Here is a 25,263-nt window from a genome sequence, read left to right on the forward strand (position 1 = left end):
GAGCACGTGTTCGAGCGGCATATGAGCGAACCTCTTCATTCGCCGCAATCAACCGCTAAATTTATTGCAAATTTAATTGCAGAAATTAGACCGCCAAAGCCACATCAGGTGGATGCGGCCATCAAAGCGATTCAAGCACTGTGTTATTTGCTGAATAGCCATCCTGAAAAAGCGCACCAGTTGCGCGAGGCGATATTAAGGCTATTAAGCGAACACAAACCCATCTCACTGTTCTTAGTGTCTCGTCACTCAGCCTTTTCAGGCTTTTTTACTGAGATGCGTCGGCGCATAGGGCATAAACTCTTACCTGAAGCGGTTGATGAATCCTATCTCATTGATTTATTTGCATGTTTTTTCACTAAAACTAGCGATGAGTTATGGGTACAAGCCGTGCCTGATGAGGTTTGGGTGCAACTTATCGTTGCAATAGGTTTTCATGAGGCCTCTACTGAGATTACAGCGCCTATTGTTGAATCATGCCGACAGAACTTTTTGGCAGCGACTCAGGTGCTTTCATACCGAATAGCGGCATTGGGCTTAGAGCCTGAGTTGTTGCGCAATCATCCCGAACTTGAGCAACATACTTCCCCATTTATTGCGCAGCAAATAGAATTAGCTGAGTTTTTGGCCTCGCCTGATGCTGATACAGATGTGTTGAATTCAAAAAGTAACGAGACTGACATCAAGCACATTTTAGTGATGCTGAATCAGTGTAGTGAAGTGGTCATGAAGATTCGCCGTAATAGTGCAGTCGTTGGCACTAGCATACAGCTCACTTTTATGTTGCAGGGTATGGCACAACAAGTTGCTCGACTTGAAACGCTATTAGAGATTCTTGACCACACCAGCAGTAATAATAACGTTGTCGATCAAAATACAAGTCCTATTGATGCTAGCTCTAATGCGAATGTAAAAATCATTCAGCTTTTTAAAGAGTTGGTTTATAGCGAATGTCATAAAAACGATGTGAGTGAACATTGGCGTGAGAATATGGAAGTGATGGCGCTACGTGTGACTGAAAATGCCAGCCGCACTGGTGAACATTACATCACAGGCAATCGTAGTGAATACTTTGCATTAATGCGTTCAGCCATGGGTGCGGGTGTTATTGTCGCTTTTATGGCGATGATTAAAATTACGCTTGCCAAACAGCATATGGCGCCGCTCACTGAAGCCATCTTATTTAGTTTAAATTATGGTCTAGGCTTTATTTTAATTCACATATTGCACTTTACCGTAGCGACTAAGCAGCCCGCCATGACGGCCGCTGCGATTGCTGCCAGTATTGACGCGACTGACAGTAAGTCTAAAGAAATGGATAATCTAGTGGCGATGATTGCTAACACCATGCGCAGTCAGGTGGTTGCAATACTTGGTAACATTATGCTGGCTATACCTATTGCAATATTAGTTGCATTCGGCATACATCACTTTACGGGGCAACATTTTATTACACCAGAAAAGGCGCATAGCCTACTAACTGACATTGATCCCATTCGAAGTGGTGCTTTGCTTTACGCCGCAGTGGCAGGTGTTTGTTTGTTTTTGTCGGGTTTAATTGCGGGTTACCATGATAACTTGGCGATTTATAACAAGATTCCACAGCGTCTACGAGCTGTTGTTGGTTTACAAAAAATATTAGGCGTTGCTCGGCTCAATAGAGTCGCTAATTACGTTGAAAACAACTTAGGTGCACTCGCGGGTAACTTTTACTTTGGTTGCTTGCTAGGTGGCATGTCAGCGATAGGTGTGCTTTTTGGCTTGCCTTTTGATATTAGGCATATTGCGTTTTCATCTGCTTTTGTAGGCTATTCATCAGTAGCTTTAGATTTTATGCTAAGTTGGAAAAGTGTTGCCTATATCGCATTAAGCTTGGCATTAATCGGCTTTGTGAATCTTGCCGTAAGCTTCAGTTTGGCGTTATACGTGGCCATGAAGTCACGCAAGGTTCGCTTTAAACAATGGCGATTGTTGTTAGGTAATTTAGCCACGAGATTAAATCAGCACCCAGGTGAGTTCATTTTCCCACCTAAAAAGTCGACTGAACAAATCACAGTTCATCATGAGTAAGGCTCAACAAACCACCAGTCCTGCGGAGTCAGCTTCTAGTCATACGCCTATGATGCGCCAGTATCTTGGCCTAAAAGCGCAGCATCCAGATATGTTGTTGTTTTATCGCATGGGCGACTTTTATGAGCTGTTTTTTGAAGATGCTGAAAAGGCCACACGTTTACTTGGCATTACATTAACGCATCGCGGCAGCAGTAATGGTCAACCTATTAAAATGGCAGGTGTTCCATATCATGCGGCGGAAGGTTACTTGGCTAAGTTGGCTAAGTTAGGCGAGGCAGTTGCGATTTGTGAGCAAATAGGCGACCCCGCAACCAGTAAAGGCCCAGTTGATAGGCAAGTAGCACGCATTTTAACGCCAGGTACCTTAACCGATACCGCGTTGTTAGATGAGTCTCGCGATAATCAGTTACTCAGCATTTTTCAAGCGGACGGTGTGATTGGTTTAGCGCGTTTGAATCTCGCTTCTGGTGCTTTCGTTTTGAGCGAGATTGCAGTCGGGCTATTAGGCCAAGAAATTGAGCGTATCGCTCCCAGTGAGATTTTGCTGGCGGATGATTTCCAGCATGCGGCAATTGGTTTAAGCAAAGTCGCTAAAAAGCGTTTAAGCCCTTGGCAGTTTGATTTTGACAGCGCCTTTAATACCCTTACTAAACAGTTCAATACTTATGATTTGAATGGCTTTGGCTGCGCCAGCCTAAATCCAGCGATTTGTGCAGCAGGTGCTTTGCTCGACTATGTAAAGCATACGCAACGCACCACTTTGCCGCACATCAACGCCATTTCGGTTGAAGTGACTAGCGCGTATGTTCAGTTAGATGCTGCTACGCGCCGCAATTTAGAAATTGACATGACACTACGTGGCGAAGCCAGCCCCACCTTGTATTCATTGCTTAATACCACGCAAACAGCCATGGGTGCGCGGCTTTTACGCCACTGGTTGCATCACCCTTTACAAGATAGAAACTTGGTCATGAAACGCCATGAGGCAGTAGCTGAGTTAATTCAGAACAATAGTTACACAATGTTGCCGCTAAAAAATATAGGCGATATAGAGCGCATTACCGCCCGTATTGCCATGAAAACTGCTAGACCTAGGGACTTGTCGGGTTTATCTGCAAGTTTGCAACAACTACCTTTATTACAAGCGCAATTACAAAGTTCGCAAACCAGTTTATTGCAGACCTTGGGTTCAAGTTTAACTGCGCCGAATGCAGTTGTGAGCTTGCTTAGCACCGCGATTAAATCCGAGCCAAGCGTTGTGTTGCGCGAAGGTGGCGTAATTGCTGATGGCTATGATGCTGACCTAGATGAGTTGCGCGCCTTGCAAAATAATCATGGTGAATTCCTATTGCAATATGAAGCGGCTGAAAAAGCCCGCACGGGCATTACAAACTTAAAAGTTGAATACAACAGTGTGCATGGCTTTTACATTGAAATGAGCCGCACGCAGGCGGAAACCGCGCCTGCAGAATATCGCCGTCGTCAAACGCTTAAAAATGTTGAACGCTTTATTACGCCAGAACTTAAGGCGTTTGAAGATAAGGTGTTGAGCGCGAATGACCGTGCACTCGCGCGTGAAAAGTTACTTTTTGCCGAAGTGTTAGAGAAGTTAATGCCATTTATCGTCGCCTTGCAGACCAATGCTGGTGCGGTTGCTAGTTTAGATGTGTTAAGTTGTTTTGCTGAACGTGCCGAAACGCTCAATTATGTCGCGCCAGAGTTTATTACAGAAGCTGGCATTCAAATTGTGAATGGTCGCCACCCTGTGGTGGAAAGCATTGCCCAACCGTTTATTGCCAATGATGTTGTGTTAAACCCTTATCGCCAGTTGTTACTCATTACTGGTCCAAACATGGGTGGTAAATCAACATTTATGCGGCAAACCGCGCTTATTGTTCTATTGGCTCATTGTGGCTGTTACGTGCCAGCTAGTTCTGCAAAAATCGGCGAAATTGACCGCATTATGACGCGAATTGGCGCTTCTGATGATTTGGCGGGTGGCCGTTCTACTTTTATGGTGGAAATGACAGAAACTGCTAATATTTTGCACAATGCTACGGATAAAAGTTTGGTGTTGTTAGATGAAATCGGGCGAGGAACATCCACGTTTGATGGATTAAGCTTGGCTTGGGCTGTGGCGAAGCAATTGCTAGAGAAGAACCGCAGCTATACATTATTTGCTACGCATTACTTTGAGCTGACGCGTATTGTCGATGAGTTTAAGCAAGCTGCAAATGTACATCTTGATGCGGTTGAGCACGGTAGCAATATTGTGTTTATGCATAAGGTTGAAGAGGGTGCAGCCAATCAAAGTTATGGTCTGCAAGTGGCGCAATTAGCGGGTATTCCTAAATCAGTGGTGGCTAGTGCCAAACGAAAATTACTCCAGCTTGAAAATCAAAACGTAGCGAGTAGCCATGCTCAAGTAGATTTGTTTGCAAGCGATGCAATAGCGCCAGATATTGTGTTGCATCCAGCAGTGATTGCACTAGAGAGCATCAACCCTGATGATTTGACGCCTAAGCAAGCTTTAGAATTACTTTATCAGCTAAAAACTTTATGTTAAACCTAGTAAAACAGAAAATCTTACAGTTCTTGGTGACTCTTCCAGCTAAAATTTTTGCTGGATTATTCATATTTTATTGTTTGTTCGGCTACTTTGCTGTTAATCCATTGGCTAAGAAGCTTGTTCCTTGGCTTGCGGAAAATAAATTAGCGAGTATTGGCAGCGTTGGTCAAGTGACTTTTGATCCATTGCGCTTAAAAGCAACTATAGAAAATTTTAAGCTAACAGAAAAGAGTGGTGCGCCTCTCGCTGGGTTCGCTAAACTAGTTATTGATTTTGAAGCGAGTGGCATTTTTAAAAGAGCTTGGAAATTCAAAGAAATTAGCATTGTTGATCCTCAAGCACTCATTGCCATCTCACCTCAAGGCAAACTCAATTGGGCGGATTTAATTGCTAGGTTAAATGAAGATAAAACGCCTCCAGACGACATGATCCCACGTTTAATTATTCAGCATGTTTCAGTCAAGCTCGGCAACATTGAATATGTGGATGCAAGTCGAAGCACGCCGCTAAAAGCGGCAATCACGCCATTAGATTTTGAGTTGGGTCAATTCTCGACCTTGCCGCAAGATAGAGGTGATTACTTGATTGCTGCAAATTTTCCAGAGCAGGGCGGTACACTTAGATGGAATGGCAATATTGGCGTTAATCCAGTTGCCTCAAAGGGGTTGATTGCGCTTGATGGCGTTAAACTTGCCAAGCTGATGAATATTGTAAAAGGTGCCAACTTGCCGGTAACAGTTACTCAAGGCGATGCACAGACTAGCTTTGGCTATAACTTTGCACTCCCAAACGATAAACCTAAACTTGTGTTGAGTAACCTTGCATTAAATTTGAATAACGTAGCAGGCGATACTCCCAATTCAAGACTTGGCTTAAAGCAGGCCAGTTTCACTATGCCGCGTTTAGACTTTGTGATGAACAATAAACCGCAATTACAGTTTCAAGATTTAAACATAAAGTTTGCAGATTTTGAAATCAAGAGTGGTAGTAAGTCTTTATTGGTTTTACCACTAATAGCAGTTAACCATGTCAGTTTCGATTTAGCTGCGCGCAGTGCTAAAGTCGGCCAAGTATTACTGCCACAAGGCTCAATAAGTGCGGTGATGACTAAAGATGGCACAGTTAATTGGCAGCAAGCGTTTGATACCACTACTACTCAAAGTGAAATGGCTACAGCAGTGAGCTCGCAACCGCGTTTAGTCAAAGCTGCAGAAACGACAGACACAGAATTGCCGTTCACGCTAGAAATAAGTGATGTCCAGTTACAACATTGGAAGCTAGCTTTTCTAAATCAGACATTTTTAAATCCATTACAAACAAACATCGCGGACTTTAATTTGAGCCTTGCACTCGCCATGCCTAAAGGTAGTGTGGCAATCACAAAAATTCAAAGTAAAGCAACGGGTATTACTGCAAAATCAGCCGAGGATAAGCAAGTGGCAAGCTTGGATAATATTCAACTATCTGATGGTGAAATATTAGTCGATGAGCAAAAAGTTAACATACCTTCTGTCATACTAAGCGGACTAAAAACTCAGTTAATCAAAGAAGCCAATAAGCCACTTAACTGGCAAACCATACTTATGCCAGCAAGCAATGGTGCTAGTAATAAGGCTAGTAGCAGCCAAGAGAGCAATCAATCTGATTGGGCTGTATCCCTTAAAAAAGTGGCGCTAGAGAATGCCAATCTGCATGTTGAAGATCGCAGTTTAACCACGCCAGTGGAGATGGATGTTGAAAAGATTAATCTAGAGGTGCGTGATGGCACTCTGGATTTAAAGCGAGCATTGCCTATAAAAGCTGGTTTTAAAGTTAAGCAAGGTGGACAATTTAGTATGCAAGGCAAACTAACGCCATTGCCATTTTCTGCTAATTTGGATGTCAAACTCGACCAACTTTCACTTACGCCGTTTGCATCGTATATCAACCAGTTTGCTTTGCTGACACTCAATCAAGGCACGGCAGATTTAACAGGTAAGCTTGCAATCAAAAACAATAAAGACTTGGCGCTAAGTTTTAATGGTGGTTTCGGCGTCAATAATCTTAATATCGTTGAAGAGCTAAGCGGAGCGCCATTCTTAAGCTGGGAGCGTCTTGCCAGTCATAGTCTGCAAGTTTCACTGGCGCCAAATCGCTTACAGATGGCTGAATTGCAAATTGTAAAACCTGTCGGCAAGTTTATTATCAATCAAGATAAAAGCTTGAATGTGACTAAGTTTCTACGCAATCAGCCTGCTACCGCTACAAATGCGCCGATTAAGGTAAAGCCAGCGCCTACTGTAAACGTAGCAATACCAGTTGCGAGCGGCATGCTTGCCGCCGCTAAATCTTCTATAGCGAGCGAAGTTAAATCTACAAGCGCTCAATCACCTGTTTCTCCGCCTTTAAATGCAACTGCTAAAGAGGACACTTTCCCAATCAATATTGAAACCATCAGAATTGATAATGCCGCTTTAGAGTTTGCCGACCTTTCACTTGTGCCTCAATTTGGTACTAATATCCATTCACTGACTGGCGTGATTAATGGTGTTTCAACAAACGTAGCTTCTACTGCGCAAGTAGAGTTAGATGGCCGCGTGGACGAATATGGCGCTGCACGCATTCGTGGTTCTTTACAGCCATTTAACATCACTAATTTTACTGATTTGAAATTAGCGTTTACCAATATAGAAATGAATCGACTGACCCCGTATTCTGGGAAATTCGCTGGTAGGCGCATTGACTCAGGCAAGCTTACGGTTGATTTAGAGTACAAAATCAAGCAACGCCAGTTAGCAGGCGAAAACAAATTTGTGATTAACAAATTAAAGTTAGGTGAAAAAATCAAAAGTGCAGATGCTGCCGATTTACCACTTGATTTAGCTATTGCTATTTTAGAAGATAGTGATGGTGTGATTGACTTAGAGCTACCTATAACAGGCAGTTTGGATGACCCTCAATTTAGCTATGGCAGCATTGTATGGAAAGCCATTAGGAATGTACTTGGCAAAATCATCACCTCTCCCTTTCGCGCTTTAGGAAAACTCTTTGGTGGCAGTGGCGATAAACTAGAGGCCATTACTTTTGAAGCTGGCAACGCAGTACTCAGCCCACCAGAGCTTGAAAAAATTAAAATGGTCAGCACTGCATTAGCTAAAAGGCAAGGCTTGGCATTGGGTATCGTACCTGCTTATGATGAAGCGTTAGATATAGCCGCGCTTAAAGAGCTTACAGTGCGTAATAGCGTAGCAGAAGAAATGGGGCTTAAATTGTTAGAAGACCAAGCTGCTGGGCCGGTTGATTTGAATAATGCCAAGGTACAAAAAGCCATTGATAATCTTTACGATACGCTTACCAAAAAGAGCTTATTGAAAAAGTTGGCCTCTAAATTAGAAAAGCCCAAAGAGGGGCATTATCAAGAGGCATTACAGAAGCTCACTACCAGCATACAGGTGACAGATGCTGACTTACAAGCACTCGCTAAATCTCGCGGAGAGGCGATACAAAAAGCCTTGCTAGCGGCTGATGTCATTGTAGATAGAATACATTTAGATGCTCCGGAAAAACATAAAAGTGATGGAAATGCAAAAGATGTAAGTGCTAGGTTGACGTTGGATGTGAATAAAAAGATGTCAGTCAAAACAGAATAGCAAAAACTCTGCTAATAATAGGATGCAATAAAAAAGCACTCATCAAGAGTGCTTTTTTATTTATTTGAATTTATTGATTCAAAATATATTCGAAGTCAAATAACCTCTTAGTGGTGATGACCGCCTGCGCCATGCACATGTTGATGCGTCACTTCTTCTTTATTAGCTACTCGAACATCCGTCACAGTGGCCGTGAATATCAAGCGCTCGCCAGCCCAAGGATGGTTGCCGTCAACCACAACTTTGCCATCTGCGATTTCGGTCACTGTGTATAAAATCACTTCGCCAGTTTCGTCTTCGCCTTCAAATTGCATACCTACTTTTAATTCATCCGCTGGAAATGCGCTTGCTGGTTCGATTTGTACTAACTCTTCGTCGTATTCACCAAAGCCATCAACTGGTTGTAAATCTACAACGACTGAGTCGCCAACGTTTTTGCCGTGCATGGCTTCTTCCACTTTTGGGAAAATGTTATCGTACCCGCCGTGTAAATAAGCTACTGGATCTGCGCTTGATTCAAGCACATTGCCATCAGCATCTTTAAGTTCATAAGTCATTGTTACTACAGTGTTCATGGCGATTTGCATGGTATATCCTTGTCCTAAGCTAAAGTTCTAAATCAGAGTTTGTAAAAAATGTTGGGTAAGATTTTAATCTATTTTTGTAAAGCATGTTTAATTTTAAGTGCTGAATATGACAGCTAGAGTTAACGGCCTCTGCCACCACTTCTGTGTGTGCTATTCGGATTGGCATTCGTTCTACCTGCACCGCCGCGCCCTTCGCTAGGGCGAGCTGCATTTTGGCGATTTGGCTGATGGCGACTCGGGCTTGGTGGGGCAAATAAAGCAGATTGCGGCATGGCTTGGTGGCGCGCTGCTTCAGACATATTTTTTGTATTTGCACTTTGTGCAGGTCTAGCTTTGTTGCCTTGTGCTGGACGACCTTCGGTGTTTACTTGCGCGCCGTTTCTGTTTGGCGCTTGACCATTACGCTGTCCATGGTCTCTGTTCTGATTGCGACCAGCATTTTGGTTTGCGCCATTGCCTTCAGCACTAGATGGCACATGAGCCTTACGTTGTTGACCTTGGCCGTGTCCGCGTGGCGGTCTGCCATGCGCTTGCGTTGACCGTGGTGCTTCTGGTTCTGGTTTGTCTGAAGGCACAAAACCTTCGACTTGCACTTTTGGAATCTCGCGTTTGATTAACTTTTCAATGTCTTTAAGTAGTTTCAACTCTTCACGGTCTACTAATGAAACCGCCGCGCCACTGCTGCCTGCACGGCCAGTACGACCGATACGATGCACGTAATCTTCTGGTACGTTTGGTAACTCAAAGTTCACCACTTGCGGTAATTGGTCAATGTCTAAACCGCGTGCTGCGATGTCGGTAGCCACTAGCACACGCATCGTGCCGTCTTTAAATTGCGCTAATGCTTTTGTTCGAGCGCTTTGGCTCTTGTTACCGTGAATGGCGGCCGATTGAATGCCATCTTTCACTAATTTCTCGGCTAAACGATTCGCACCGTGTTTGGTGCGCGTAAAAATTAATACTTGCTTCCAATCATTTTGCTGAATGAGATGACTCATTAATTCACGTTTGTGACCTTGTGCGACCATGTGTACTGTTTGTTCAACCAACTCAGATGCCGTATTGCGGCGCGCAACTTCAACAAAGCCAGGGTTGTGCAATAAGCCGTCAGCTAAGGCTTTAATTTCGTCTGAAAAAGTCGCAGAGAATAATAAGTTCTGGCGTTGTTTAGGTAACATGGCCAATATTTTTTTAATGTCGCGAATAAAACCCATGTCTAACATGCGGTCAGCTTCGTCTAACACCAGAATTTCAATGCCTGATAAATCTACATTTTTCTCACCTGCATGGTCAAGCAAACGACCTGGCGTGGCCACTAAAATATCCAGCGGTTTTTTCAAACGGGCGATTTGTGGGTTGGCATTTACGCCACCAAATATCACGGTAGAAGTCAGTGGCAAGTATTTGCCATAGACTTTTACAGATTCTTCAATTTGTGCTGCCAGCTCTCGTGTTGGCGTTAGCATCAAGCAGCGTGGGCGACCTTTAACCACTTCACTCATAGGTTTTTGGCTTAACAAATGTAAAATCGGCAAGGTAAAACCAGCGGTTTTGCCAGTGCCTGTTTGCGCGCCCGCCAATAAATCGCCACCGCTTAACACTTGCGGTATCGCTTTAGATTGAATTGGGGTTGGGGTGGTATATCCTGCATCGTTAATCGCACGCAAAATGGGTTCAGATAAGCCTAACTCGTTAAAGTTAAGGATTGTTTCATTTGTCAAAGTATAAAGCTCCAGCTTGAAATTTAAGCCGACCTATTACTTATAAAGCAACACCAATCGAGGTAGGCAAATATAATAATCATTCAGGTGATTTGAAAATCAAGAAGATTAAGGGTTAGGACCGCTACGCTGATTGGTTGGCGTAGGGAATTTGTATTATACGGTGAATTTCAATTAAAGCTAGTCAATGGCTAGTTTTAAATGGTGACTTAATTTTAGATACTACGTTAAACTACATGGATGTCATTCCGTCGTAGGATGGAATCCAGCGAGGTGGGGTGACAATAGCGTAGCATATTGCGTCATAGTAAACTCTCAAACGGCGCAATGCCTTGTAGGGTGACTATAAGCGAAGCGCATTGCACCAAAGTAAGCTCTCATACGGCGCAATGCCTTTCAGTTATTGCGCCCTACGCGGGCTGTATTGGTGTGTGGCGCAACATTCCAAGCGTTAAGCAACCGCCATACGGCTGCATCAATTTCGCGCCACTTATCCCAGTTTTTAGGGTGTGTTTGCCATTTAATCCATACGCCCCCCATAATAGGTTCGTAGTAATCGGCCGAAATTAAACGTTCGTAGCTACTTTCTGTAAAGCCTGCTTTTTCCGTCGGAACTAATAGATTAACCCCAGTGACGCCCTCACCACCTGAGTTACCAAAACAAAGATATCTCCGCCCCTCAGGGCTGTTGTAATAACAAGTTAAACCATATTTATGAAAAAGTGATTCTGGTATAAAGTACCTATGATCTCTTGAAGCTAACATGCGCTCGTTTGAACTCTTCGTCGTTATGTGCTCAGTCCGCATATCCATCGTTAGCCCTTGTACCGTCACCTTCACCTGATTTTCATCATCGTTATTGTAAGCATCCGTCGTCTTGCCCTTAGCCCCATTCAGCATCAAACTAAATTCAATGGGATGCATGGATTTTATCGCGTGTAGTTTTTTTGCATCCTCGGCTTCAAAAGCCACGCGTTCTTCTTCGGTAAACTTAGGAAAAGGCTCAGGCACATAATCAATAGGAAATTGACCTATATATCGCTCATATTCAGGCTCGTAGATTAAGTTATCAATTTTATTTGGTATGTGCTCACGCCGTTGACCCAGTTCGGCTCTAATGATGAGTGCTGAGTTGTGCTTCCACGTCACAACGTCACCCTCTTTTGGAATGGCTGCGTCATTTCGCATACAAGCTCCCGTCAATAGCACCGCTATCATTAAGAATAAAGCCCGCGTAGGTTGGGCTGCACTTGTAAAGCCCAGCATGCTTGTTAACTTTTGTATCATGCTCATGCTGTCATTCTCCAGTGATTATTATTCGCTACACCACCAACATTGTTAATCTGAATCATTTATCTGCCATTTCTTCAGCGTTTGCACTCGACTGACTCTGTGTAGTTGATTCTTTCCCCAACAACACCGCCTCATCCACCGCTAAACCTTTCGGTATCTGGTGCGTAATAAACAAAATAGTCACCTTGCCTTTAAGCTGGTTAATGGTTTGCGCAAACTGCTCTGCGGTGAGCATCCATTAAGTCGCATAGGCGTTTCACGGTAATATCCGCTTGCTGGAATTCCTGTATTAAACCCATTTAAGACCTTTTTTATTTGTTCTCGCTATTGTCTGCATTATCAGATTGAATTGATTGTTAAGTAAATAAATTTAATGGTTTTAAAAGAAAAAACTCAAATATTTTAAATAAAAGATTGACTAATTTATTTGTATTTGTGACAAAAGTGCTTTCCACAATATCTGTGGATAACTCTGTGATTATCTGTGAAATGTAATCGTAACATGGCGTTTTATAAGGGTTTTGTAAAAATCGTATAAATAGTAACCATTTAATTTTATCTATATAAATCAATAGGTTATATTTTGTGTTTTGATTGTTATGATTTATTCGGCATACTTAATGTAAAGCTTTAAGTGGTGTGAATAACTTAGCAAAAATTTGATTGATATTTTAAAAATGGCCTCTTGTAATATCAACAGTTTACAAACTATTTACTTGATTGTTACAACTTTAAAACTGAAGCTAAGTTGAAATAATGCAAAGTTAAATACTAGTGATGTAAATGCTGATGCCGCCATTCCCAAGGTGAAATAGGCTGCTCATCTGCCCAAAGCCCTAACGTGAGTTTACGTGCATTTTTAGCGGCGTTCTCAATTGTTGTATCATTTGAATATTGTGCGTAAAACCAAGCTAAGCCGCGCTCAGCTAAATAATGGCTAGCATCCACACCATTGCACTCTAGTTTGCCTAATGAACGCTGATATTTGTCTATACCAGATATTTGTACGGAGGCAATTACATTTTCGCCTTTGCATAACTTCAACAGTGCGCGTCGGGATTTTAAGCCATAGCTTTGGTTGCGCTCTGGTGCATCAATGCCAGTTAGGCGCAATTTGAATTCATCTTTTGAATCATTTGAAGTGATAGGGCGCAGCTTTACCGTATCACCGTCATATACGTAAGTGACTTTTACATTAATTGCTTTAACATCAATGACTTTGGAAATGTTTTCCTCAGCATGGCTGGTTGCTAAACCAACCCATACGCAAATGCAGGTGAAGCAAATTCTAAACATCAATCTAGATGTACTTTAACGTATTCTCGTGACTCACTCATGGTCTAGCAGACTGTCATAGTTAGAGGGTTCTAACACGGTAGGAATTGGTTCGGCTTCTAAGTTAGTGTGGTCTTTACTGTAATGCAAGCCGCGACTCTCTTTACGAGAAATAGCGCTTTCCACAATCAGCTCCGCCACTTGCAATAAGTTACGCAGCTCGATTAAGTCGTTGCTGATTTTGAAGTTGCTATAGAACTCATACACTTCATCACGCAGCATGTGAATACGATGCAGGGCGCGACTTAGGCGTTTATCAGTGCGTACAATGCCCACGTAGTTCCACATAAAACGGCGCAACTCATCCCAAGTGTGCGTAATGAGCACTTCTTCATCGGCATCGGTTACGCGACTCTCATCCCAATAGGGTAGTGGTGGCGATGATTTAGGTGGCTGGCTGAGAATGTCTCTTGCTGCCATTTGACCAAATACCAAGCATTCAAGTAATGAGTTGCTAGCAAGGCGATTAGCACCATGTAAGCCTGTGCAAGCGGTTTCACCCACAGCGTATAAGTTTGCAATATCCGTGCGGCCTTTGTCGTCCGTCATGACGCCCCCGCAGGTGTAATGTGCCGCTGGAACCACTGGGATGGGCGTCTTGCTGATGTCGATACCAAACTCTAAACAGCGTTGGTAGATATTGGGAAAATGTTCTTGAATAAAGCTGAGCGGTTTATCGGTAATGTCTAAATAAACACAATCTAAACCGCGCTTTTTCATTTCAAAGTCAATCGCACGCGCGACCACATCGCGTGGCGCGAGCTCTAAGCGTTCATCGTGGTCAAACATGAAGCGTGTGCCATCGGCTAATTTTAATAATCCGCCTTCGCCGCGCACTGCCTCGCTAATTAAAAATGATTTAGCATGTGGGTGGAATAAGCAAGTTGGATGAAATTGTATAAACTCCATATTCGCTACACGGCAGCCCGCGCGCCATGCCATAGCAATGCCATCACCTGTGCTAATGTCTGGATTTGTAGTGTAAAGATATACCTTACCTGCGCCACCTGTGGCTAAAATTGTGTTCTGTGCGGCAATGGTGAGTACTTTTCCTGTGCTTTTATTTAGCACATAAGCGCCTAGGCAGGTGTTGTTGTCAGTGGGCTCAATCTTTGAACTGTCTATTTTATTGGAGCTGCCCACTTTATTTTGGTTGATTTTGCTAGTTGTAATCAAATCAACGGCAATGTGATATTCCATTAAAGTAATGTTCGGATGTTGCTTCACTTTATCTGAAAGTGTCATTTGTACCGCATGGCCAGTCGTATCTGCCGCATGAATAATGCGGCGGTGGCTGTGGCCACCTTCACGCGTTAAATGATAGCCAGAGTTGTCATGCTCACGTGTGAATCCTACTCCTTGTTCAATCAGCCATTCAACAGACTCTTTAGCATGTTCAGCGACCATTCTTGTGACTGCTTCATCACATAAGCCGCCGCCTGCAACTAAGGTGTCTCTTACGTGGTTTTCTATTGAATCTTCATCATTAAGCACTGCAGCAATGCCGCCTTGCGCCCAATCGCTGGCGGTATCGTTAATGCTACGTTTGCTTACTAAGCAGACATTCTTAGTTTCTGCGGTTCGCAATGCTAAGGTTAAGCCAGCAAGGCCACTGCCAATAATAAGTACATCAAATTGCTGCATAGTATTTTTAGTATGAATTTTGAGTAAATGAAATGCTGTTTGAAGAAAACTCTGGAACTAATGAGAGTGTATCGCTGTCTTTAAAATAGGCAATAGATAAGCTCAAATAAACGTAGTAAAACAGTAGTAAACAATCAAATTGTAGTTTTGTGTCGTTGATGAGAGGAAACTTAATGATGCGTATTGGAAATATAGTCGAATTTACCCAGCTAAACTTAGTACAAAGTTTAGTGCAACCCGCTGTGCAAGGTTATACTGCGCAGAGTGAAAAGAGTGTGAGTGCGAAAAACACAAATGAGCAGACTAAATCCAAAGGAAACCTGAGCGTAGTGGCCGTTAATCCAACATCTGGAAATCGTGAAATTGACCATGAACTAGTGCTGCGTGCCCAGCGTGGGGATAAGCGCGCGTTTGGCATGTTGGTTGATAAATATCAGCGTAAGTTGGCGCGTCTATTATCTCGAATGGTACGTGATCAATCCGAAATTGAAGATATAGTGCAAGATACCTTTATTAAAGCCTATCGCGCACTACCAAACTTCCGTGGCGATAGTGCCTTCTATACATGGCTTTACCGTATTGGCATTAATACCGCAAAAAACTACTTAGTTTCTATGGGGCGCAGGCCTACCGTGAGCACAGGCGTAGAAATTGAAGATGCGGAAAACTTTGAAGATGGTGATGAGTTGCGCACAATGGAAACACCTGAGTCGTCCATGATGACTAAGCAAATTGCACAAACCGTGAATGACACTGTAGCTAGTTTGCCTGAAGAGTTACGCACAGCGATTACCTTGCGTGAGATTGAAGGCTTAAGTTATGAGGAAATTGCAACGATTATGAACTGTCCTATCGGTACGGTAAGGTCTCGTATATTCAGAGCGCGCGACACTATTTCACTTAAATTAAAACCACTTTTAGATACGCCTGATAATAAAAGATGGTAGCGAGACTAGGCTACTAATAAGCAATAGATTTAAGAAGTAAATTGAAGTAAGCATTGAGCAAATAGTGTCTTTTAAAGTATGAGATTAACGCATGAGATTTTGGAGTAAAAAATGACCGAACAAATATCCGCATTATTAGATGATGAAATCGCCTTAGAAGATGCAGAGCATTTGATGGCAGGCATGCAGGCCAATGGCCACGGGGCTGAGGTTTGGAGCCAGTATCATTTAATTGGCGATGTAATGCGCGGTGCAAATGCGTTGAGTCCTAGCTTTAAAGAGGACTTAATGGCTAAAATTGATTTAGAGCCTACCGTGCTGTCTCCCAATGCCGCTTGGATGAACGAACCTAAAGTATTCAACGAGACCAATGCGTTGGATGAAGTGAGCAATAAGAAGCAAGCTTTAGAAGCAAAATCTAAGTCATTTGCGACTAATTTGCCTGTCGTATGGTCAATTGCTGCTTCATGTGCAGCAGTCATGGTGGTGGGCTGGATGGTATTGCAAACTCAAGTTGGTAATCAAGCTGCGCCTACTATGGTTGCTCAAGCCACACCTCCGCAAGAAGTGGCGACATTGCCTGTAACAAATGAACAGGGAGTTCCAGTCGAGTATTTAATGGCACATCAAGCATCTGCACCTTCAGCGAGTTCATATTATATTCAATCAGCTAGCTATACAGAGTAATGCGAATGAAAGGATTTGTTTTAGCTTGCTTGCTAGCGAGCGCACTATCTAATACAAGTCAGCGCGTACTTGCTGCGAGTGATGATGATAAGTGGCAAATTCTGCAAAAAGCAGCTTTGGCTGCGCATGCATTAAGTTATCAAGGTATATTTGTTTGTCAGTCTGGTCAACAATCTAAATCTGTTCAAATTAAACATTTTTTTGATGGGCAAAATGAATTTGCTCGCAATGTGTTGCTAGATGGCTCCCCCCGCGAGGTGCTTAGCCAAGGCAGCGACTTAATTATATACAATCCTAAGAATGAGAAAATAGTTATTGAAAAACGCAGAGGACAAAATATGTTCCCTGCAGTTTTGCCTGCAAATTTAGCCGCTGTGAAACAAAGTTACACCTTGCGGACGGGTGACATTGAACGTATTGCAGGTCGTAGTGCGCAAATATTATTTTTAGAGCCAAAAGACGATTTACGTTATAGTTATCGGTTCTGGATAGATACTGAATATGGCCTCATATTAAAGTCTGTGATGTTTAATGGCCGAAACGAGATGATGGATAGTATTTCATTTACTCAACTTAATTTAGTTAACACTGTTGATTTAGATTGGTTTAAACCAAAAATTGATAGTAAGAAAAACTATGTGATGGAGGATGAGCCTCCAGCGCAGGCTGACTATAATCCTAGCCCGCATTGGATGCTAAAAGAGCTGCCAGCTGGCTATCGTAAAGTTGATCAAATGCTGCGTACGGTGCATGGTAAGCCTTTACCGGTGACGCATGTAGTGTTTTCAGACGGCTTAGCTTCGGTATCGCTGTTTATTGAGCCTGTGACTAATGGCGTTAAGCCTAGAGCGGGTCATAGCGTAGTGGGTAATACTAGTTTTTATTCCACTGTTGCAGGTTATTTGCAAATTACCGTGTTGGGCGAAGTGCCAGAAGCTACCGTTGCAGCTATTGCAAACTCAGTAGTATTTGTTAAGTAAATCATTAGATACCAGTCATCGATGTAGTTTAAATCCCGATTAAAATTCATTAAAAAGTAACAAAATATTGCCATGATAGAAGAGTACGCAATAGTAACAAAATCGGCAGGTACGCTAGCTACACTAGAAATAGAAAGGCGCACCGCATGTGGACTTTGTGGTCAAAAGCGTGGTTGTGGTAACGCTACTTGGGGCAAAATGCTTGGGCATGATAGCCATGATTTTACTGCCGAAAATCAAATCAATGCTCAGGTTGGAGATAGTGTTGTTGTTGGAATTGATGAACAAGCAGTACTTAGTTCTGCGCTTTTTCTATATATAGTGCCGTTACTTGGTTTGTTGATTGGTACGGTTGCGGCAGATTACTTATTTAAAAATCAATTTTATGTAATTATTGGTGCGTTATTGGGTTTAGTGCTTGGGTTCTTGTGGGTGAAAGGTCATCTAATTGGTCGAGATAAATCGGGCGTTGCATTTAGTAAAAAATATCAGGCGGCTATTTTGCGTTTAGCTAAGGATGAGGCTAAGGGTTAATCATTCAGAGTTGATTTATTAGCTTGATAAACATAGCACTGCCCCCAATTACTGCTATGAGTAAAATGGGATTTTATAACTAGAATTTAAGGTTATTACTTTCTGCATGTTTCTAAATATTAAATGAGGTGAATAGATGTTAAGAAATTGGATTACCGCCATTGGTTTTGGCTTAATTGCCGCAATAAATACAAGTGCCTACGCAAAAGACCTGCCAGACTTTACTGAGCTAGCAGAGAAACACGGTGCTGAAGTTGTGAATATTAGCGTTACTCAAAATGTACATGCTGACCCTAGCGCCATGCCTTTCCCAGGTATGGAAGGTGATGAGCAAATGCAAGAGTTCTTTAAACGCTTTGGTATTCCCGGCATGCCAGGTCAAGGTGCTCCTCAGCAGGATTACAAGTCTCAGTCACTAGGCTCAGGTTTTATCATTAGTAGCGATGGCTACATTCTTACCAATGCGCACGTGGTAAGCGAAGCGGATGAGGTGATTGTTAAGCTATTTGATAAGCGTGAGTTTAAAGCCAAGATTATTGGTACAGATAAACGTACCGATGTGGCGCTAGTTAAAATCGAAGCGACAGGTCTACCTAAAGTCAATATTGGTGATCCAGCAAAGTTAAAAGTAGGTGAATGGGTTGCTGCAATTGGCTCGCCATTTGGTTTAGAGAATACGATGACAGCTGGGATTGTCAGCGCGAAAGGGCGTGCCTTACCTCAAGAAAACTTTGTACCATTTATTCAAACTGACGTCGCGATTAACCCAGGTAATTCAGGAGGCCCGTTGTTTAACTTGGCTGGTGAGGTTGTCGGTATTAACTCACAAATCTACAGCCGCAGTGGCGGTTCTATGGGCTTATCATTCAGTATTCCAATTGACGTGGCGATTGATATTTCAAATCAGTTGAAAGCTTCTGGAAAAATTACACGCGGCTGGTTAGGCATTGCTATTCAAGAAATTACCAAGGAGCTTGCTGAATCATTTGGTATGAAAAATACGAATGGTGCGTTGGTAGCAGGAGTCGAGAAAAACGGCCCTGCAGATAAAGGTGGTTTAGAAGTTGGTGATGTGATTACTAAGTTTGATGGCAAAGTGATTACAACTTCTGCAGATTTACCACGTGCTGTTGGTGCGACTAAACCAGGTAAGATAGCCGCTGTTGAAGTGTTGCGTAAAGGCGCTGTTAAAACGCTGAATATGGGCATAGGTGAAATGCCAACTGAAAGCGCAGAAGCGGCACAGAATAGTAAGCCTGCAGCAAAAGCTGAAGCTAACAAGATTGGACTCACCTTAAAAGAGTTAACGTCACAGCAAAAGAAAAAGCTCAATGGCAAAAATGGCTTGTTAGTGGTTGATAGCGCTGGAGCTGCCGCCCAAGCGGGAATTCGCCGTGGTGATGTGGTGCTAGGTTTAAATAATAGCGAATCGCAAAGTGTAGATTTGTTCAATAAGCAAATCAATGCGGTCGCTATTGGTAAAACTGTGGCTGTGTTGGTATTGAGAGGTGAGAACACCTTGTATGTACCCATAAAAGTGACTAAATAGTTTGAAAGTCACTGATTCTGTTTAATTAAAAAGCCGCTTAAAGCGGCTTTTTAATTATCATTGAATTCAAATAGTAAGTTAATTTTTTTATTTTTCATTTGAGCGTCCAATAACACCTAAAAATGCCCTCACCAATCCGTAGGCAATCCAAGATACAAAGCGTTTGAATATATTGCCTTGTGCCCACTGGTGAGGGTTAATGCGAAACGCGCCATCGTCAATATTTGCTTGAAGGTCGGTTCTAAGCTCTTTAGCAAAGGTTGCATCATTTACTACGACATTTGCCTCCCTTGCTAATAGCAAGCTAAATGGGTCAATATTAGAAGAGCCAACTGTCGCCCAAGTGCTATCAATCACTGCCACTTTGCTGTGCATAAAGCTTTTGCGATATTCATAAATCTCAATACCTGATCTTAAAAAATCGCTATAAAAAGCATGTGTGGAGAACATCAGGAAATATTCCATACGTCCCTGTAACAATAGCTTGACCTTAACGCCGCGTTTAACCGCGGCTAATAATGCTAGGCGAAATCGTCTACCAGGTACAAAGTAAGCGTTGGCGATGATGATTTCAGATTTGGCATGGCTGATGGCGTCTAAATAAGCATCTTCGATATCGCTTCTATGCAACACGTTATCGCGAAGCACAAGTGCAGCTTTAGTATTGTATTGTTGAGCATTAAGCGAATGAGTCAATTTTATGGTTTTAGATGTGACTAAATTAGCTCGCCGCATATGTACCCAAGCAATTCTGCGCCAAAGTTTTTGCACATTAGCAAGAATAACTGGTAACAATTTCCCTTCAATTTTCACCGCGTAATCCACGCGTGGCGGCACATTGTTAGGCGCATTATTAGGTACGTCGTAATCATCAATAATGTTAATACCGCCAACGAAGCCGATAAGCCCATCAATCACGGCAATCTTTTGGTGCAAGCGCCGCAAGCGGCTCTTTTTTAATGACCAAGGAGATATTTTGGGGCGGTAAAACATGACTTGCACGCCTGATTTCTCAAGCTCTTCTACATAGCTCTTGGGTAAATCTTTGCTGCCAAAGCCATCTAGTAAAATGTTCACCGAGACGCCTCGTTTGGCGGCATTCTTGAGTGCATCGCCAATCTGTATGCCAGTGACATCATCTTTATAAATGTAACTTTGTAAGTATATTTCTTGAGTCGAACTCTCAATAGCTGCTAAAAGCGCAGGGAAGTACTCTGTACCACTGCGTAATAATTGAATTTGATTGCCGTTAACAAAATAGGTCATATTTTAAATAGGTCGTATTTTAGCAAGCTTATATTTTGGTCAGCGTCGTTGTGAGAATCGCATGGTCAGAAACTTTTAAAAAATGCGCGCCTGAATGCACTTCTACATGCTTTACATTAAAGCCACGTACATAAATACGGTCTAGCCTGAGCATTGGTAACCAAGCAGGAAAGCTCTTCGCAGGCTTACCTGCATGGTGCTCAAACACCTCATGCATGTTTAAGCGTTCAGCAAAAGTGCGCCCGGTACGCATGCCCCAATCGTTAAAATCCCCCGCAATAATCAAAGGCGCATTGGCTGGAATATGTTGCTCAATATACTCTGATACAGCCACTAGCTGCTGGCGTCGCCATTGTGCAAATAAACCTAGGTGCACGCAAACTGCGTGTAAGGGCTGATCCCAATTCGGGATATTGATTTCGCAATGTAGCATACCCCGTTGTTCAACTGCATGCGCAGAAATATCTTGGTTATTGGTGTTAATAATCGGGAATTTGGAAAGCACCGCATTACCATGATGGCCTGCAGGATAAACTGAGTTCTTTCCGTAAGAGTAGTCAGACCATACCTCATCGGCTAAAAACTCCATTTGCCCAGAAGTAGACATAGAAGCAAAACGCTCCGTATGTTTGGTATGCACATCTTGTACCTCTTGCAAAAAAATCACATCGGCCTGAAGCTTTCGTAACATGTCGCGTTGAAGATGCAGAGAAAAACGGGCGTTAAAGTGAGTAAACCCCTTGTGGATGTTGAATGTAGCAATGCGTAGCGTATTATGCAAAATTGACTTTATAACTGTTATTGTTTATTAGTTTTATCATACGCTAAAAGCATAAGTGCGTTTGTTAGGTAGCGAACATTTACTAAACGTGAATACGCTGTGTTTATGTATATAAAAGTTATAAAATACTAATCCTTAATATCTATCCACCAAGCTGTATCAGCCAGTCTAAGTTATGAGGTGAACGATGAAAATGAATCCTTTAATTTTTCTTTCTACCTTGATGTTAATGTCGGCGAGTCTTTTTACCTACGCTGACAGCGAAATAAGCGATAAAGAAACAGGCTGCAAAATTTGGAATTCAAAATCACTAGTGGGATACACCATCAGCTGGACTGGACAATGTAAAAACGGTAAAGCTGACGGCATAGGTAGTCTACAATGGTTTTACAACAAGCGCCCAGAAGGTCGATACGATGGTGATTACGTCCTTGGTAAAATGCAAGGTCACGGTACTTATGCCATGGATGATGGCAGTCGCTATATAGGTGAGTTTCAAGATAATCTGCGTAGTGGTAGAGGGGCTTATCTATGGGCTGATGGCACCCGCTACGAAGGTGGCTATCAAAATAATTTGATGGATGGAAAAGGCACTATTTATTGGACTGATGGTAGTTTTTACGTAGGTGAGTTTCAGCAAGATAAAAAATTCGGTTTTGGCAAATTAAGCTTAGTACTCAATAATTCATATATTAAAGACTTTGCTGATTCAGGTAAATGGATTGGAAATTACTATGTTGTAGAAGGTGTTTTTGCCGATGATGATTTAGTCGCTTCTTGTCCAAGTGAGACTGCTTGCATAAAACAATTAACACAAGCCATGCAGGTTGATGGTCGTAAGAAATCAAAAGTGGAAAATTAGGACTATATTGGCAATATTGAAGACAACTCGACAATTAATTACAAACTAATCAAGCATTTGTTGTAAAATCACGGCTATTGTGAAAAGGCGCTTCTGGCGCCTTATCTTTATTTATAAAGCAGGATTAACCCAATAAAGCAACATTAAAAGTTTTAACAAGCTTAAAAAGACTAAATGAAAAATATTCGTAACTTCTCCATTATTGCCCACATTGACCACGGTAAGTCCACCTTAGCTGACCGCATTATTCACCTTTGCGGCGGGTTGGCTGATCGCGAAATGGAAGCGCAAGTACTTGATTCTATGGATATTGAGCGTGAGCGTGGTATTACGATTAAAGCTCAAACAGCTGCGCTACAATACAAAGCAGACGATGGGCAGATTTACAACCTTAATCTGATTGATACCCCAGGTCATGTGGATTTTAGTTATGAGGTGTCACGTTCACTTTCAGCTTGTGAAGGCGCGCTATTAGTGGTGGATGCCAGTCAGGGCGTAGAGGCGCAAAGTGTTGCTAACTGCTACACAGCGCTTGATTTAGGCGTTGAAGTGACTGCCGTATTGAATAAAATCGATTTACCATCTGCTGATCCTGAGCGCGTGATGCAGGAAATTGAAGATGTGATTGGTATTGATGCAAGCGATGCAGTGCGTTGCTCGGCCAAAACTGGTTTGGGCGTGCGTGATGTGTTAGAAGCCGTCATTAAAAAAGTACCGCCACCTGTTGGCGATGTCACGAAACCCTTAAAAGCATTAGTGATTGATGCATGGTTTGATAACTATGTGGGCGTGGTCATGTTGGTGCGCGTGATTGACGGCGTATTAAAGCCAAAAGATAAAATTAGATTAATGGCGACACACGCAGAATACTTGTGTGAGCAAGTTGGCGTATTTACGCCAAAATCGCTACAAAAAACTTCTCTTTCTGCGGGTGAAGTAGGTTTTATCATTTCAGGGATTAAAGAACTCGCTGCTGCAAAAGTGGGTGATACGGTGACACTGGCGGGTAAGCCCGCTACAGAACCATTGGCAGGTTTTAAGGAGGTGAAGCCACAGGTGTTTGCTGGGCTATATCCTGTTGAGTCAAGCCAATTTGAAGCGCTACGTACTGCGCTTGAAAAGCTAAGCTTGAATGATGCAAGTTTGCTATTTGAACCAGAAAATTCTACTGCATTAGGTTTTGGCTTTAGATGTGGCTTTTTAGGGTTGCTACACATGGAAATCGTACAAGAGCGCCTAGAGCGCGAGTACGATATGGATTTGATTACCACTGCGCCTACTGTGGTGTATGAGCTATTACTCAAAAGTGGTGAAGTAGTGCAGATTGAGAATCCATCACGTTTACCAGAGTTGTCGCGTGTGGAAGAAACGCGTGAGCCAGTGATTAACGTGAATCTATTAATGCCACAAGATTACGTAGGGCCTGTGATGACCTTATGTAACAATAAACGTGGCTTACAAAAAAATATGCAGTATATGGGTAGGCAAGTGATGCTCAGCTACGAAATGCCGCTCAATGAAGTGGTGCTCGATTTCTTTGATAAGTTAAAATCAGTGTCACGTGGTTATGCTTCAATGGACTACGAGTTTTTGGAATTCCGCGCGGCAGATTTAGTGAAGCTTGATATTATGGTGAATGGCGAGCGTGTGGATGCGCTGAGTATGATTGTTCACCGAGGAAATAGCGTGCGTCGTGGTCGCGAAGTGGCGGCTAAGATGCGTGAACTGATTCCACGTCAAATGTTTGATGTGGCTATTCAAGCTTCAATTGGTGCGAATATTATTGCGCGTGAAACAGTGAAGGCGATGCGCAAAAACGTGATTGCGAAATGTTATGGTGGTGACGTATCCCGTAAACGCAAATTGCTTGATAAGCAAAAAGAAGGTAAAAAGCGTATGAAGCAAGTGGGTAACGTAGAGATTCCACAAGAGGCATTTTTAGCTATTTTACGTATTGAAGATTAAGTAAGTCTAAAATAACAGGCGATAAGGATAAATAATGTACTTTGCTTTATTCATGGTGGCGATACTCTTAGTAACGGGCTTTATTTGGCTGCTAGATAGTTTGGTGTTAAAGAAAAAGCGCCCAGTTGGAGCGGCAGAACCTGTCGCAGTTGAATATGCTAAGAGCTTTTTTCCAGTCATTTTTGTGGTGTTTTTTGTGCGCTCTTTTATTGTTGAGCCTTTCAAAATCCCTTCAGGCTCTATGATGCCAACGCTGCTGGCTGGGGACTATATTTTGGTAAATAAATTTACCTATGGCCTACGTGTGCCAATTTTAAATAATACGTTTTTTGAAATTAGCCACCCAACTCGCGGCGATGTGTTCGTGTTTCATTATCCACCTGAGCCATCTGTAGACTATATCAAGCGTGTAGTTGGCTTGCCTGGCGACAAAATTCGTTATCAAGATAAACGATTAACGATTAATGGAAAGTTTTTAGATGTGCAGGACGTGGGCGATTATGCTTACGTAAAGCCTGGCTTGAATATGGTGACCGCTAAGCAATATCGGGAACAATTAGGTAATGTAAATCATGACATTTTGATTAACGAATGGGTGAATAGTTACGACTCCGATGCAATAGGGGCGAAATTTGCAAATGATGAGGAAATAGTCGTGCCTGCTGGACATTATTTGGCGATGGGTGATAATCGTGATGACAGTTCAGACAGCCGCGTGTGGGGTTTTGTACCAGAGAGGAATTTAGTCGGTAAGGCATTCTTCATCTGGATGAATTTTGATAAAGGTTCTCGAATCGGTAGCTCAATTCATTAATTGATAACATTCAACTTTCTAAAATAT

Annotated in this window: 19 protein-coding genes; 11 read left to right on the forward strand and 8 right to left on the reverse strand. The window is 42.5% G+C overall.

The window, feature by feature from the left end:
- Window positions 1-21: 21 nt before the first annotated feature.
- From PSU78_RS02060 to PSU78_RS02070, 3 genes are read left to right on the forward strand one after another with little or no spacing between them, the layout of a single operon-like run.
- Window positions 22-2,070, forward strand: coding sequence for a site-specific recombinase (locus tag PSU78_RS02060; protein ID WP_300383475.1), 2,049 nt, complete (start codon window positions 22-24; stop codon window positions 2,068-2,070).
- Window positions 2,063-4,639 carry a DNA mismatch repair protein MutS gene (mutS, locus tag PSU78_RS02065; protein WP_300383478.1) on the forward strand — a complete coding sequence of 859 codons (2,577 nt, stop codon included), beginning with the start codon at window positions 2,063-2,065 and terminating at the stop codon, window positions 4,637-4,639. Before PSU78_RS02060 ends, mutS begins: the two co-directional genes overlap by 8 nt.
- Complete coding sequence (locus tag PSU78_RS02070) at window positions 4,633-8,271, forward strand: DUF748 domain-containing protein (protein ID WP_300383481.1); 3,639 nt, start codon at window positions 4,633-4,635, stop codon at window positions 8,269-8,271. The genes mutS and PSU78_RS02070 overlap by 7 nt, the downstream gene beginning before the upstream one ends.
- 107 nt (window positions 8,272-8,378) lie before the next feature.
- Here the strand turns inward: PSU78_RS02070 and PSU78_RS02075 are convergent, their stop codons facing one another.
- The 6 genes from PSU78_RS02075 to nadB form a co-directional block, all read right to left on the reverse strand.
- Window positions 8,379-8,858: a peptidylprolyl isomerase gene (locus PSU78_RS02075; protein ID WP_300383484.1), complete on the reverse strand. Its 480-nt coding sequence runs from the start codon at window positions 8,856-8,858 to the stop codon at window positions 8,379-8,381.
- 119 nt (window positions 8,859-8,977) lie between these two features.
- Window positions 8,978-10,579 carry a DEAD/DEAH box helicase gene (locus PSU78_RS02080; protein ID WP_300383487.1) on the reverse strand — a complete coding sequence of 534 codons (1,602 nt, stop codon included), beginning with the start codon at window positions 10,577-10,579 and terminating at the stop codon, window positions 8,978-8,980.
- A gap of 396 nt (window positions 10,580-10,975) precedes the next feature.
- Complete coding sequence (locus tag PSU78_RS02085; RefSeq protein ID WP_300383490.1) at window positions 10,976-11,872, reverse strand: hypothetical protein; 897 nt, start codon at window positions 11,870-11,872, stop codon at window positions 10,976-10,978.
- A 55-nt stretch (window positions 11,873-11,927) separates the two neighbouring features.
- Complete coding sequence (locus tag PSU78_RS02090; RefSeq protein WP_300383493.1) at window positions 11,928-12,107, reverse strand: hypothetical protein; 180 nt, start codon at window positions 12,105-12,107, stop codon at window positions 11,928-11,930.
- Window positions 12,108-12,643: 536 nt separating this feature from the next.
- Window positions 12,644-13,168, reverse strand: coding sequence for a thermonuclease family protein (locus PSU78_RS02095; RefSeq protein WP_300383495.1), 525 nt, complete (start codon window positions 13,166-13,168; stop codon window positions 12,644-12,646).
- Between the two features lie 33 nt (window positions 13,169-13,201).
- Window positions 13,202-14,851 carry an L-aspartate oxidase gene (gene nadB / locus PSU78_RS02100; RefSeq protein ID WP_300383498.1) on the reverse strand — a complete coding sequence of 550 codons (1,650 nt, stop codon included), beginning with the start codon at window positions 14,849-14,851 and terminating at the stop codon, window positions 13,202-13,204.
- Window positions 14,852-15,024: 173 nt separating this feature from the next.
- Between nadB and rpoE the strand changes: the two genes are divergently transcribed.
- The 5 genes from rpoE (at window position 15,025) to PSU78_RS02125 (ending at window position 19,548) form a co-directional block, all read left to right on the forward strand.
- Window positions 15,025-15,798 carry an RNA polymerase sigma factor RpoE gene (gene rpoE / locus PSU78_RS02105; RefSeq protein WP_300383500.1) on the forward strand — a complete coding sequence of 258 codons (774 nt, stop codon included), beginning with the start codon at window positions 15,025-15,027 and terminating at the stop codon, window positions 15,796-15,798.
- 111 nt (window positions 15,799-15,909) lie between these two features.
- A complete protein-coding gene (locus PSU78_RS02110) occupies window positions 15,910-16,485 on the forward strand; it encodes a sigma-E factor negative regulatory protein (protein WP_300383503.1) in 576 nt (191 codons plus the stop codon).
- Window positions 16,485-17,465, forward strand: a complete 981-nt coding sequence (locus tag PSU78_RS02115) for a MucB/RseB C-terminal domain-containing protein (RefSeq protein WP_300383506.1) — start codon at window positions 16,485-16,487, stop codon at window positions 17,463-17,465. Before PSU78_RS02110 ends, PSU78_RS02115 begins: the two co-directional genes overlap by 1 nt.
- A gap of 72 nt (window positions 17,466-17,537) precedes the next feature.
- Window positions 17,538-17,999: a SoxR reducing system RseC family protein gene (locus tag PSU78_RS02120; RefSeq protein WP_300383509.1), complete on the forward strand. Its 462-nt coding sequence runs from the start codon at window positions 17,538-17,540 to the stop codon at window positions 17,997-17,999.
- 136 nt (window positions 18,000-18,135) lie between these two features.
- The gene (locus PSU78_RS02125; RefSeq protein WP_300383512.1) at window positions 18,136-19,548 is read left to right on the forward strand and encodes a DegQ family serine endoprotease; all 1,413 of its coding nucleotides are present in this window, start codon (window positions 18,136-18,138) and stop codon (window positions 19,546-19,548) included.
- A gap of 87 nt (window positions 19,549-19,635) precedes the next feature.
- Here the strand turns inward: PSU78_RS02125 and clsB are convergent, their stop codons facing one another.
- Both clsB and PSU78_RS02135 read right to left on the reverse strand, forming a co-directional pair.
- On the reverse strand, window positions 19,636-20,814 hold the full coding sequence (clsB, locus tag PSU78_RS02130) for a cardiolipin synthase ClsB (protein ID WP_300383516.1): 1,179 nt from the start codon (window positions 20,812-20,814) through the stop codon (window positions 19,636-19,638).
- Window positions 20,815-20,842: 28 nt separating this feature from the next.
- The gene (locus PSU78_RS02135) at window positions 20,843-21,595 is read right to left on the reverse strand and encodes an endonuclease/exonuclease/phosphatase family protein (RefSeq protein WP_300383519.1); all 753 of its coding nucleotides are present in this window, start codon (window positions 21,593-21,595) and stop codon (window positions 20,843-20,845) included.
- Between the two features lie 187 nt (window positions 21,596-21,782).
- On the opposite strand from PSU78_RS02135, the gene PSU78_RS02140 reads away from it, so the two are divergent.
- The 3 genes from PSU78_RS02140 (at window position 21,783) to lepB (ending at window position 25,236) form a co-directional block, all read left to right on the forward strand.
- Window positions 21,783-22,457 carry a hypothetical protein gene (locus tag PSU78_RS02140; RefSeq protein ID WP_300383522.1) on the forward strand — a complete coding sequence of 225 codons (675 nt, stop codon included), beginning with the start codon at window positions 21,783-21,785 and terminating at the stop codon, window positions 22,455-22,457.
- Window positions 22,458-22,631: 174 nt separating this feature from the next.
- The gene (gene lepA / locus PSU78_RS02145; RefSeq protein ID WP_300383524.1) at window positions 22,632-24,422 is read left to right on the forward strand and encodes a translation elongation factor 4; all 1,791 of its coding nucleotides are present in this window, start codon (window positions 22,632-22,634) and stop codon (window positions 24,420-24,422) included.
- 34 nt (window positions 24,423-24,456) lie between these two features.
- Window positions 24,457-25,236 (forward strand): signal peptidase I, encoded by a 780-nt coding sequence (lepB, locus tag PSU78_RS02150; protein ID WP_300383526.1) that lies wholly within the window; start codon window positions 24,457-24,459, stop codon window positions 25,234-25,236.
- Window positions 25,237-25,263: the final 27 nt, after the last annotated feature.

Origin of the sequence: Methylotenera sp. (genome assembly GCF_029945705.1) — a bacterium.
Lineage (GTDB): Bacteria > Pseudomonadota > Gammaproteobacteria > Burkholderiales > Methylophilaceae > Methylotenera.

What these genes read in the sequence shown, in the direction of transcription:
- PSU78_RS02060 (WP_300383475.1), top strand. Translation starts at nt 22, where the DNA reads ATGAGCGAACCTCTTCATTCGCCGCAATCAACCGCTAAATTTATTGCA.
- mutS (WP_300383478.1), top strand. Translation starts at nt 2,063, where the DNA reads ATGAGTAAGGCTCAACAAACCACCAGTCCTGCGGAGTCAGCTTCTAGT.
- PSU78_RS02070 (WP_300383481.1), top strand. Translation starts at nt 4,633, where the DNA reads ATGTTAAACCTAGTAAAACAGAAAATCTTACAGTTCTTGGTGACTCTT.
- PSU78_RS02075 (WP_300383484.1), bottom strand. Translation starts at nt 8,858, where the DNA reads ATGCAAATCGCCATGAACACTGTAGTAACAATGACTTATGAACTTAAA.
- PSU78_RS02085 (WP_300383490.1), bottom strand. Translation starts at nt 11,872, where the DNA reads ATGAGCATGATACAAAAGTTAACAAGCATGCTGGGCTTTACAAGTGCA.
- PSU78_RS02090 (WP_300383493.1), bottom strand. Translation starts at nt 12,107, where the DNA reads ATGCTCACCGCAGAGCAGTTTGCGCAAACCATTAACCAGCTTAAAGGC.
- PSU78_RS02095 (WP_300383495.1), bottom strand. Translation starts at nt 13,168, where the DNA reads ATGTTTAGAATTTGCTTCACCTGCATTTGCGTATGGGTTGGTTTAGCA.
- nadB (WP_300383498.1), bottom strand. Translation starts at nt 14,851, where the DNA reads ATGCAGCAATTTGATGTACTTATTATTGGCAGTGGCCTTGCTGGCTTA.
- rpoE (WP_300383500.1), top strand. Translation starts at nt 15,025, where the DNA reads ATGATGCGTATTGGAAATATAGTCGAATTTACCCAGCTAAACTTAGTA.
- PSU78_RS02110 (WP_300383503.1), top strand. Translation starts at nt 15,910, where the DNA reads ATGACCGAACAAATATCCGCATTATTAGATGATGAAATCGCCTTAGAA.
- PSU78_RS02115 (WP_300383506.1), top strand. Translation starts at nt 16,485, where the DNA reads ATGCGAATGAAAGGATTTGTTTTAGCTTGCTTGCTAGCGAGCGCACTA.
- PSU78_RS02120 (WP_300383509.1), top strand. Translation starts at nt 17,538, where the DNA reads ATGATAGAAGAGTACGCAATAGTAACAAAATCGGCAGGTACGCTAGCT.
- PSU78_RS02125 (WP_300383512.1), top strand. Translation starts at nt 18,136, where the DNA reads ATGTTAAGAAATTGGATTACCGCCATTGGTTTTGGCTTAATTGCCGCA.
- clsB (WP_300383516.1), bottom strand. Translation starts at nt 20,814, where the DNA reads ATGACCTATTTTGTTAACGGCAATCAAATTCAATTATTACGCAGTGGT.
- PSU78_RS02140 (WP_300383522.1), top strand. Translation starts at nt 21,783, where the DNA reads ATGAAAATGAATCCTTTAATTTTTCTTTCTACCTTGATGTTAATGTCG.
- lepA (WP_300383524.1), top strand. Translation starts at nt 22,632, where the DNA reads ATGAAAAATATTCGTAACTTCTCCATTATTGCCCACATTGACCACGGT.
- lepB (WP_300383526.1), top strand. Translation starts at nt 24,457, where the DNA reads ATGTACTTTGCTTTATTCATGGTGGCGATACTCTTAGTAACGGGCTTT.